An 11,261-nucleotide genomic window follows, 5' to 3' on the forward strand; every position below is an offset into this window, starting at 1 on the left:
CGTAAAATCAGCGAGTCAAATGTCCTTCAGTTTACCGTATCGCCTTCTAAAAAATCGCCAACGGTTGTTTACCATTTGTTATATTACTGATATCTTGCTACTTTTTAAAGCCTAATCTGATGCAAAGATGACTGCCCGGCAAAGCAAAAACTGGTGGCTTTACAATGACATATACTCCTTGCTATCTTTCGAAATACGCCGGATGATTGAAGACCTTATAACTCAGCTACCCGAGTTGTATAACACTCAGTCGTTTAAAATCAGGCTAATGAAGCGGTTGCTTAACGATGCCCTCAGTAAGGAGTCTCCTACCTTGCTGTTGGAAGAAATAGGAGAAATCGTTTTGGCAGCCTCTCTGGCAGGTGTACCCAAAAAAGTTCTCTTAACTTCCTCGTATGAACAAATCGCAAAAGCAACCATTACCGAGGCAAGAAAGTCGCCTAAATTCAAACAGGGAACTCTTTATTGTAAGGATTAATCGTATAGCAACGAAACCACCTCTTTCATGGCCGAACAAAAAGAAATATGGGGCTTAGTACCGGGTTTCTATTAAAAGTCTGGGAGCTTCAGGACTCGGATTGGATGAACTGCAGTCCGGGACGCACCAATTAGTACTTAAAAGCGGCCGTAACAGATCCAGCAATTTCGCATCTTTCAAATTGCTTGTTTTATCACTCAAACCAAATTCATTATGAAATTGAAACTGATCGTATCGTTTTTTCTTTTAACCGCTGGTTTTGCTGCGTTTAGTCAGGGAAAGCAAACCGCACCTGGTGTTGAAAAAGGCTTAATTAAAGTATCCGTCATGTACCCTTATGCCGAAGGTAAAACCTTCAATATGGAATACTATGAAACGAAGCATATGCCTATGGTAGCCGGGTTTTTAGGGGCAAATCTGGTCAAATACACCATTGAAAAAGGACTTTCCAGCGGTATTCCTAACCAACCACTGCCTTTCATGGCCATTGGCACATTCTATGTAAAAAGCTTAAGCGATTATCAAGCGGCCATCGCGCCAAACCGGGACGCCATTCGGGCAGACTTCCCAAATTACACGAATATCAGCCCGGTCATTTTGGTGAGTGAGGTAGTCAAGTAACCAGGGGTCAGAGGCTTGGCCATGCATCAGGTAAAGGCTCCCACAATTCCGGTAGTGCCTATCCGTAAACGATTGCTCGGTAGCAGACTAACGGCTTCTGAAACCATCGTATATACACCAAGGTATACCCCAAAGGCGGTTCTTTCGTTTCATTCCGGAAGCCTGTCTATCGGTAAGAAACAGAGCCGTCTACATGTCTCATCACTGTTTTTCCGCTAGTTAAATTAAAATAAGCTTTCTCCTGCAAAATAATTCACAGTGGGCGCAAGCTAGATGGCTTTCAAGCGTCAGGCGAAGTACAACTCCCGCCCAAAATAATATGCTTTTAAGTTGCTAGCGATAGTGATTCCACCAAATAACTAAATGAATAGTTTTTTAACTAATAAATAAGTTATACATTAGCCCACGGTTATCAGCAGAGAACCCAAACTCCTTATCTGATCACTAATTCACGTTGGCTATGATTCGGAATTATATCAAAGTTGCCTGGCGTCATTTGCTAAAATCCAAGGCGATTTCGTCCATTATGATGTTCGGATTAGCGTCTAGTATCGCTGCTTTCCTGCTAATTGCCCAGTACGCATCCGCTGAGTTTAGCTACGATGAATTCCATACCAATGCGGAAAACATCTATCGCATCCGGCTGGACGATTACAAACAGGGTGTTCTGGCGACCAGCAGTGTAATCAGCTACTATGCCGAAGCTCCGGCGATAAAAGAAGCCTTTCCAGAGGTCGAAAATTTCGTGCGGTTGCACCGGGCCGATGGCATGATCAGTTACCGCAAACCAACGGGTGAACTAGTCAGCTATCATGAGAAAAAAGCATTCTATGCCGACTCGTCTTTATTCAATGTATTTTCATTCCCGCTGCTAAAAGGTTCTACCAATCAGGTGTTGCGTCGGCCCGAGTCCGTTGTGATTTCAGAGACGATGGCCCGGAAATATTTTGGACCGAACAATCCGATCGGCAAAACGCTTCGGTTAAGCACCGATTGGCAGGGCGGTGACTACGTTGTGGAAGGGATATTTGCTGACATTCCGGCAACTAGTCACATCCATTTCGATTTTGTTTTTTCCATCCAGAATCTGCTCAAAAATCAGCAGTTTGCCACGGGAGGCTGGTACTGGACCAATTTCTATACGTACCTGCTCCTCAAACCAGGCACCTCGCCAGAAGCCCTGGAAGGCCGACTGTCCAGTGTCATCGAAAAGCACATTGGTAATCAATTGAAAAAATACAAGATCAGACAAACGTTCGTTCTACAACCTCTTCGGTCCATTCACCTCTATTCCCAAACGGCTTCAGAAGTCGAAGCTAACGGAAAAATTGGCAGCGTTTATGTGCTGATCCTCGTCGCTTTTCTGATTCTGGCCATTGGCTGGCTTAATTACATTAACCTGGCCACGGCGAGAGGGATTGAACGAGCAAAAGAGGTTGGTGTCCGAAAAGCGATGGGGTCTAAAAAAGGCCAGCTCATCAAGCAGTTTCTGGTTGAATCCTTCGGCCTGAATCTGGTATCCGTGTTGATTGGAATCGGTCTTTTTTTTCTGGCACTTCCCGTATTTGACGACTGGATTCAGGCTACCAACGGTTTTCACCGACTTCAGAAGCCCTTATTTTGGGTCATATCCCTGACTGTAGTTTGTCTGGGGTTCTTTTTTGCCGGATTCTATCCCGCTTTTATCCTTTCCTCGTTTAAACCAATTGCCATTTTAAAGGGGCATTTGCCTAAACAAGCCGGTGGCGAATCGTCCCGAAAGGCCCTGGTGGTGTTTCAGTTTACAGCTTCGATTTTCCTGATCATTGCCACCCTGGTTATTCATCAGCAACTCAATTTCATGCAGCAGCAGGATTTAGGGATGAACATCGACCAGAAGCTGATTATTAAAGCGCCCAAAGTATTACGAACGGATAGCTTCACCAATGACATTCGCTTTTTTAAGGACCAGCTATTGGTGCATACGTTCGTTCAGCAGGTGGCGACCTCCTCCGAAGTTCCGGGGCAGGAAATTTTCTGGACGGACGAATGGCAGCGGTTTCATGAGGCTGCCGCCGATTACAAACGGTGCAGTATGCTGGCGGTTGACGAAGATTTTATTCCGACGTACAAAATCAAGCTGCTGGCGGGCCGAAACTTCAAAAAAGAATTAGCGCCTGATAACGATGCGGTTATCATCAACCAAAGTGCGTTAAAGGCTTTTGGCTTCGCCACCGCAGAACAGGCTATCAATCAGGAGATTGGCAACGTAATACCCAAAAAGATCATCGGGGTCGTGAATGACTTCCATCAACAATCGCTTAAAACGGCAAATCGTCCCCTTATTTTTCAGCACATTCCCTGGAATAGTACCTTTCTGACAGTTTCGCTGCAAGGCAATACGGCACGGGAGTCGATAGCAATGCTTCAAAAAGTCTATCAGGAAGCATTTCCCGGCAACGCATTTGAGTTCTTTTTCCTGGATGATCATTTCCAGCAACAATACGAATCGGATGAACAGGTAGCGGCTCTGTTGAGTTGGTTTGCGGTTTTAGCGATTAGCATTGCCTGTTTGGGTCTTTTGGGTCTGGCTCTGTTCACGGCTAAAAACCGTACGAAGGAAATCGGTATTCGAAAAGTACTGGGAGCCAGCACGTCGAGCATTGTCCTGCTGCTATCCAGGGATTTTCTTAAGCCAGTCGGTCTGGCTATTCTTCTGGCTTCCCCCATGGCCGGGTACGCCATGAATTGGTGGCTACAGGAATTCGCTTATAAAACGGACATCAGGTGGTGGACGTTTGCCGCAGCGGGTGGACTTGCCGCAGGAATTGCCTTGGTAACGGTAAGTTTTCAAAGTGTCAAAGCCGCGTTGAAGAATCCCGTCAAGAGCTTGCGTAGCGACTGAGTTGGGGTTTAGTATGAGCCCGTAAAACCGTCATTTACGTTCTGTAAACATTCTTTTCCAGCCCTTCAGACGCAGTCACTTTCTACGGAAAAACCATCACGGACTTTAAAAGTCAAGAGGCTCAGAAGTAAGCGGCATTTTTAGGTGAATAGCAGGGTTCAAAGGGAGAGGCCGGCCCCACAATTAATTTACAGTGACCTGACTAAAATCAGTCGTAGCTTCCTTTTGCCGGTATTAATTTTTCTATCATTTTCGCACCTTTGCCGATGGGCTTGCTTTTGAGATGAGTTCTGGTTCTGCGGCCTTACTTCCCAGAATCGGATCCTGTGACAAGCAATAAAAAAAGGGGAGCGATAAAACTGGACTCCATCAAAATTCGATACCTTTCTGAAACCAGAGCTTTGCTGGAGCGAGGCCGTTTATTGATAGACGAACATGAAAAAACTGTATCTAGTACTGCTGTGTATGAGTGGTGTGTGGTCGGTCATGGCCCAAAACCGGGTGACGATCAAGGCCGATGAGTCCAAAATCGTGATCAATCGTCACATTTACGGCCATTTTGCCGAACACCTGGGGCGTTGCATTTACGACGGGTTTTACGTGGGCGAAGGCAATGCGAAAATTCCGAACAAAAACGGGGTGCGGCTCGACATTGTTGCCGCCCTGAAAAAAATGAAAATCCCGAACCTGCGCTGGCCGGGCGGCTGTTTTGCCGATACCTACCACTGGAAAGACGGAATTGGTCCGAAAGCCCAACGGCCCAAAATGGTGAATACCTGGTGGGGCGGGGTAACGGAAGACAACAGCTTTGGAACTCACGACTTTCTGAACATGTGCGAGTTGCTGGGCACCGAGCCGTATCTGGCCGGCAATGTCGGTAGCGGAACGGTGCAGGAACTGAGTGAGTGGGTGCAGTACGTCAACTTTCCAAAAAATAGCCCCATGTCGAATCTCAGACAAAAAAACGGCCGTCCGGAAGCCTGGAACGTGCGGTATTGGGGCGTGGGCAACGAAGCCTGGGGTTGCGGAGGCAATATGACGCCCGATTATTACGCCAACATCTACCGGCAGTATGCAACGTTCATGAACCCGGCGGTGGGCAAGGAACGCATTTTCCGGATTGCATCGGGGGCCAATTCCAGCGACTTTAACTGGACGGAAACGCTTATGAAAAACATTCCCCTCAACCTGATGGAAGGTGTGGCGCTGCACCACTATTCGGTGCACAGCTGGGAGGATGGCAAAAAAGGATCGGCAACCGATTTTACGGAAGCGGAGTACGTCAAAACCATGAAACAGGCCCTGAAAATGGACGAGTTTATTGAAAAACACGCGGCCATTATGGATAAATACGACCCGCAGAAAAAAATAGCCCTGGTCGTCGACGAATGGGGCGGCTGGTACAATGTGGAACCGGGCACCAACCCCGGTTTTCTCTTCCAGCAAAATACCATGCGGGATGCGGTGCTGGCCGGAGCAACGCTGAACATTTTCCATAAACACGCGGAGCGGGTCCGAATGGCCAATCTGGCCCAGGTCGTGAACGTATTGCAAGCCGTGATTCTGACCGAGGGAACCAAAATCGTGCTGACTCCGACGTATCACGTACTGGAAATGTACAATGTTCACCAGGATGCGACTTTATTACCGATCGATATTTCCACCAGTGATTATACGTTTGAAAAAGAAAAACTCCCGGCGGTTTCGGCTTCGGCCTCCCGCGACAAGGCGGGTAAAACACACGTGTCGCTAGTCAACATCCATGCCGGGCAGCCGCAGACGGTTACGGTTAACCTGAAAGGCATGAAAGCATCCGGTGTGACTGGCCGAATTCTGGCCTCATCGAAGGTGCAGGACCACAATACGTTCGATAATGCCAACAAAGTTAAACCCGTCGCTTTCTCCGACGCCAAACTCTCCGGCGATGAACTAACGGTCATATTACCACCCGCTTCGGTCGTGGTGCTGGAACTTCAGTAGCTGGTAAAACCGCAGAAGAGATTCGCTGGCGGTTCAGCAGCAGGAGCCATAAAAACGCGGATCGCCCCTACCCTTTCATTGTCAACTATTGATCTACATCAACAGGTTTAATTACCATACCTCATCGGTTTGCCGGGGCGGATGCTAGTAAGTTTGCTCCTGCAAAAGCGAGCAACCGTGATGATACAAAGAACCGTTTCCCGATTATATACACCGCACAACGAACCGGGCTTTCTGGGCGCCGGTCATGTGGCCCGTACCGTTTTGACAGGCGGCTTCGCCCAAACCGATCCGTTCATTTTCCTGATGGACGATATGCTGGACAAAAAAGACAACGAACCCGCCGGCGGCCCTCATCCCCATGCAGGCTTTGAAACGGTGTCTCTTCTGATCGATGGGGAAATAAAAGAAAGGCTGGAGTCCATGAAAAAGGGCGACTTCCAGATCATGACGGCCGGTAGCGGTACGGTTCACACCGAAACCATCGATGGGCCAACCAAAGGGCGTTTGTTTCAGATGTGGCTGAATCTCCCCCGAAAAGACCGCTGGGTTACACCCCGTATCCAGATTTTGCCTGCCGGGCAGGTACCGGTATTGGACAAAGACGGTGTCAACATGCGGCTCTACAGCGGCACGCTGGCCGGTATTCATTCACCGGTTAAAAACTACACACCCCTCATTGCCGCTGAGTTTACCCTGAAAGCAGGTGTTGACACCAGCGTTCAGTTTCCGGCCCGTTTCAACGCCTTTTTGTACGTCATCAGCGGCTCGGTCCAGATCGCGGATACAAAAATAAACCATGATCAGGTAGCGTGGCTGGATGTATTCGACACCGAAGACGCTAGTAATCTGACGATGCAGGCCGGCGAAAACGACACACGGTTCGTGCTCTATGCGGCAGAACCTACCCACGAAAACATCGTTTCCTACGGGCCTTTTATTGCCGATACCCAGGCCGAGATTGCCGACTTGTACCACCAATACAGAAACGGGACGATGACGCATATCGCTGCCGCCCCCGAAGCCCGGAAACTGACCTATTAATTTTAAAACAGAACGAACATGAGTTACACAATCGGCATCATCGGTTCAGGACATATTGGCCGGGCACTGGCCACGCATCTGGCCAAAACCAATTACCGGATATTGATCACCAACAGCCGCGGGACAGCATCGTTGACCGACCTGGTGGCTTCCCTGGGCGGATCGTTAACGGCCGCTGACTTTAACCAAACCATTGCCCAGGCCGACGTTTTATTTATTGCCGTTCCCTGGACCCAATTGCCGGATCTGGCCAGCGAAGTACAGAAATATAGCGGCAAGATCATGGTCGATGCCACCAACAATATCGTTTCAGCCAGCCCGTTTCAACTGGCCGATACGGCGGGTAAGCCAACGGGCGAGTATGTTGCGGCCCTGTTTCCCGCGCAGCGGGTGGTCAAAGCGTTCAATACCCTCGCGGCTGCTACCCTTGCCCAGCCCTCGCAAACCAGCCTGGGCAATACGGTTATTGTGATCAGTGGTGAGGATGCCGATGCGAAAAAAGAAGTAGCCGAAATTACAAAAGCAATGGGTTTTGAGCCGGTTGATCTGGGTACGTTCCGGCAGGGCGGTCACCTTCAGGATGTGGGCGGGGCTTTGTCGGGAATTGAATTCATCAAAGTAAAACGGTAGGCAACAGAATACGCGGGAAACAGCCTGTTCATTACCAGCGGCAGCCGGGGAATTGGTACCGGCATCGTAAACCGGTTATGCCTGCTCATCATCAACCCATATAATGGGCTGGAACAACGATCTTTATTGATCTATATCAACGTTTCACACCAACTTCGACGCTTACTTTTAAGCAGGAAAACCGGATCGTTCTGGCATTAAACCAACTAGCCTACCCATGGATACCCAATCAATCAATACGCTTCAGCAGACCCATACCGCTGTCTGGAACGAAAAAGACCGCACAACGCGTGATGCCCTGATGCAAACCATCTACGCCGACGCTATAAAAATGTACGACAAGGATTTTATCCTTACCGGCCCTACCGCCATTTCGGACTTTATCGACACGCTGTTTGCGGGTGATGCCAATTTTAAGTTTACGGTAACAAAGCCCATGGAAAGTACCCAAAATGGAGCCCGGCTCTACTGGGATATTCGTACGGGGCCGAATGTTTTAACGGGTATGGATTTTTTTGTTCTGGAAAAGGAGAAAGTAGCGCATCTGTATGTTTTTATGGATGCTCGGTAACCAGGTTACGGCAGGCGGTTGAAAGGTCATGTCCGGTTATCAAAGCACTGCCCGTTGCTCTGGCCCATCCTGTATTTCTTACTGATGGGCCGGTTATTTTTTTATCGATTGATGGCGAATGCGGCTCAGTGTTTCTTTGGTTATACCCAGGTAAGACGCGATCAGGTGCTGCGGAAAACGCTGCAAAAATTCAGGATAAAGTTTGATCAGTTCGCCATAACGATAATCAGCCGTGTAGTTTTTTGCCATATTCAAGCGTTTCTGCGCGGCAATGTACTGATTATCATCAAGCTTTATCCGCATTTCGTTGAAGGCAGGAATCGTATTGACCCGCTCGTAATACCCGTTTGCCTTGGGTAATAACAGCAACTCGGTTTCTTCCCAGGCGTCTATATTGTAGATAGACGGTATTTCTTTATGAAAGCTCTCGCGGTCGGACGTCCACCAGTTTTCGATGCATAAATTAAGCACATGCTCATGCCCTTTTTCGTCGACCGTGTACTGGCGGGTAGCCCCCTTCACAATAAAGGCAATGGATTTGCAGACTTCACCTTCCTGCAACAGAAACTGTCGTTTTCTCAATTTTTTAGGAATGAACGCTTCCTCGAGCAAGCGGATATCTGCCTCGGAGAGCGGACTGGAGGACCGTTCTTGTATATACTGGATAAGCGAAGTGAGCATCAAAACAGGATTGAACACTAGTATCGATCTGAGATGGACGTTTCAAGAATTTAACTTTGTAAAGATAAGGGCTGGCAAAGCAGCGTTTACTGAAAAAGAAAAATTGTAGGAAGCCTGGCCTGACTTCGGGAAGTCCTGCTTGAAAACGGATCGTTTCCGAAGAGATAATTGACCCACACCCAACTAGTGCAAAGAGAACTTCTTGGGTTTCATGCCGATATGCGCTTCAAACGTGCGCGTGAAATGACTCAGGTTAGAGAAGCCCATTTCGTATCCCACCTCCGAGACAGTGAGCTTATGCTCCTTAAGCAGCCGCGCTGCCGCGCTCATCCTGAAGCGCTGATAGTAGTTAAAAATGCTTTCCCCAAAGATCTGCTTGAACAACCGCTTTAGTTTGGACTTACTCATACCGGCGTCTTTGGCAAGATCATCCAGAACCGGGGGCGTAGCCAACTCAGCCAGAATCTGATCCCTGATGCGGTAGATAGCCTCCGCATCCGCTTCATGAAGCACCTGAATGGAAGTATCCTGCCTTTTCAGCAACGCTGCAAAAGTGAGACAGATGAGCTCTTCCGCTTTGATCCGGTAAAAAAAGGGGTGAAAAGCTTCCGGCAGGTCATTTTCGGTGATCTCTAAAGCCACCTGTTGAATTTTTGGTGAAATGATCTCTTCAAACAGGGTAGGCTGATCGCTTTCAAGGATCGTCTGCAGCACGGCATTGACACTTTGCAAGCCGAGCAGGCTCTTTAAACCAGACGCCTTTATGGCTACCAGAATGGACTTGAAATTAGTATGGCTGGGGTAAAACATTTCAAGGTTCAGATTGCCTTTACCAATCTGAACGGACGGGATAGTGCGGATGTTTGCCGGGCCCGGACCCTGGTCTCCGGAAGGCAGCACATTATTAAAAGTCATCAGGATGCGCTCATGCGGGTTAAGGTTGAAATTCCTTTTGATCAAAAGATCATCATTGAATTCACAATCCCGGATCATCAGCCCAAGGGCATCGCTCAATACAAAACCATGGAGATAGCCCCGCCCCCGGGTCTCAGGAACTTGCAGGTAACCGTTATCGCAGGTCGTCCCTAAAATTTCCGCCAGCTTGTCCAGAACGGCATCCGGCTCATTAACACTGAGTTCCAAAAATTGAGCTTTCACGACTATTTTTTGGCCAAAAGTAGCTATTTTACTCATAGTAGGCCCATTACTTTTGTTGAAATAACGATTTAGCGATGAAAACGACAAAACAAACAATCCTGCTATCCGGTGCAAGCATTGCCGGGTTGACGATGGCTTACTGGATGAGCCGTTATGGTTACGAGGTAACCGTTGTGGAAATCGGTGCTGAGCCCAGACGGGGCGGTTCGCCCATTGACGTACGCGGTGAAGCCCTGGATTGTGCCAGCCGGATGGGCATCCTGGATGCAATCAAAGAAGCAAAATTGCCCACGGAAGGTCTGAAATTCATGAATGCACAAAACGAGGTGCAGGGTATCATGCTGGTTGAGGAAATAGGCGCCATAAGGCCGGGTGATGATATCGAAATACGCAGGGACGATCTGGTAGACATTTTATATAAAAATGTTCGGGATGGTATTACGTACAAATTCAATAACCGGATAACAGCACTCGATCAGGATGCGGAAAAAGTAACGGCTACATTTAAAGACGGAACAACAGGTACGTACGATTTCGTTATTGGCGCCGACGGGATTCATTCCGGTGTCAGAAAGCTGGTATTTGGCCAGGAGGATCAGTTTACCCATTTCTTAAACTATTACTTTTCTGTATTTGCCGTGGATGGACGTCTGGGAGAGAAAAACTATGCCCATATGTATAATACACCCAATACGATGGCCACCGTTTATTTTTACAATACCGATTCAGCCGATGCGGTTTTGGCCTTCAGGTCTTCTCATAAAATCACTTACAATCGCTATGACATCCAGGAACAAAAGCAACTGGTTAGTGATGCCTTTGAGGGAATTGGCTGGAAAGTGCCCCAACTTATTGAAGAGTTAAAACAAGCTGATAACTTTTATTTAGATCAGGGTTGCCAGATAAAAATGCCGACCTGGACGAAGGGAAGGGTAGCTTTAATTGGTGATGCAGGGTATGCTCCCGCATTTCCAACGGGCATGGGCAGTACACTGGCCATCCAAGGTGCTACCGTGTTAGCCGATGCAATGGCCCAAAATGAAGATTATAACCGCGCATTCAAACTTTACCACGAAACGTTTCGGCCTGTGGTTGAAACGCTACAGGCCACCGTTTATGACGGAATGTCATTCATACTGCCGGAGACACAGGAAAAAATTGATGAACGGAATAAATCAGGCAGAGAAACCAACTAGTTTATTGACGGACCAAGG

General features: G+C 48.1%; 10 protein-coding genes. 8 read left to right on the forward strand and 2 right to left on the reverse strand.

Annotation, left to right across the window (positions count from 1 at the left end; all coding sequences use genetic code 11):
• The first annotated feature begins 127 nt into the window (after window positions 1-127).
• The 7 genes from EHT87_RS16730 to EHT87_RS16760 all read left to right on the forward strand — a co-directional run bounded on the left by EHT87_RS16730 (window position 128) and on the right by EHT87_RS16760 (window position 8,208).
• Complete coding sequence (locus tag EHT87_RS16730; protein WP_124907797.1) at window positions 128-478, forward strand: hypothetical protein; 351 nt, start codon at window positions 128-130, stop codon at window positions 476-478.
• Between the two features lie 213 nt (window positions 479-691).
• A complete protein-coding gene (locus EHT87_RS16735) occupies window positions 692-1,099 on the forward strand; it encodes an EthD family reductase (protein ID WP_124907798.1) in 408 nt (135 codons plus the stop codon).
• 460 nt (window positions 1,100-1,559) lie between these two features.
• The gene (locus EHT87_RS16740) at window positions 1,560-3,983 is read left to right on the forward strand and encodes an ABC transporter permease (protein WP_124907799.1); all 2,424 of its coding nucleotides are present in this window, start codon (window positions 1,560-1,562) and stop codon (window positions 3,981-3,983) included.
• A gap of 435 nt (window positions 3,984-4,418) precedes the next feature.
• Window positions 4,419-5,963: an alpha-N-arabinofuranosidase gene (locus tag EHT87_RS16745; protein WP_124907800.1), complete on the forward strand. Its 1,545-nt coding sequence runs from the start codon at window positions 4,419-4,421 to the stop codon at window positions 5,961-5,963.
• Window positions 5,964-6,143: 180 nt separating this feature from the next.
• Window positions 6,144-7,007 (forward strand): pirin family protein, encoded by an 864-nt coding sequence (locus EHT87_RS16750; RefSeq protein WP_124907801.1) that lies wholly within the window; start codon window positions 6,144-6,146, stop codon window positions 7,005-7,007.
• Window positions 7,008-7,025: 18 nt separating this feature from the next.
• Window positions 7,026-7,637 carry an NADPH-dependent F420 reductase gene (locus tag EHT87_RS16755; RefSeq protein WP_124907802.1) on the forward strand — a complete coding sequence of 204 codons (612 nt, stop codon included), beginning with the start codon at window positions 7,026-7,028 and terminating at the stop codon, window positions 7,635-7,637.
• Window positions 7,638-7,854: 217 nt separating this feature from the next.
• Window positions 7,855-8,208: a nuclear transport factor 2 family protein gene (locus EHT87_RS16760; RefSeq protein ID WP_124907803.1), complete on the forward strand. Its 354-nt coding sequence runs from the start codon at window positions 7,855-7,857 to the stop codon at window positions 8,206-8,208.
• Window positions 8,209-8,301: 93 nt separating this feature from the next.
• Here the strand turns inward: EHT87_RS16760 and EHT87_RS16765 are convergent, their stop codons facing one another.
• Both EHT87_RS16765 and EHT87_RS16770 read right to left on the reverse strand, forming a co-directional pair.
• Entirely contained in the window at window positions 8,302-8,790 is a 489-nt protein-coding gene (locus EHT87_RS16765; RefSeq protein WP_229321134.1) for a Crp/Fnr family transcriptional regulator, read from the reverse strand.
• 282 nt (window positions 8,791-9,072) lie between these two features.
• Window positions 9,073-10,083 (reverse strand): helix-turn-helix domain-containing protein, encoded by a 1,011-nt coding sequence (locus tag EHT87_RS16770; RefSeq protein WP_124907805.1) that lies wholly within the window; start codon window positions 10,081-10,083, stop codon window positions 9,073-9,075.
• A 38-nt stretch (window positions 10,084-10,121) separates the two neighbouring features.
• On the opposite strand from EHT87_RS16770, the gene EHT87_RS16775 reads away from it, so the two are divergent.
• Complete coding sequence (locus EHT87_RS16775) at window positions 10,122-11,243, forward strand: FAD-dependent monooxygenase (RefSeq protein WP_124907806.1); 1,122 nt, start codon at window positions 10,122-10,124, stop codon at window positions 11,241-11,243.
• Window positions 11,244-11,261 lie beyond the last annotated feature (18 nt).

Origin of the sequence: Larkinella knui, assembly GCF_003858645.1 — a bacterium.
In the GTDB taxonomy this organism is placed as follows: Bacteria; Bacteroidota; Bacteroidia; order Cytophagales; family Spirosomataceae; genus Larkinella; species Larkinella knui.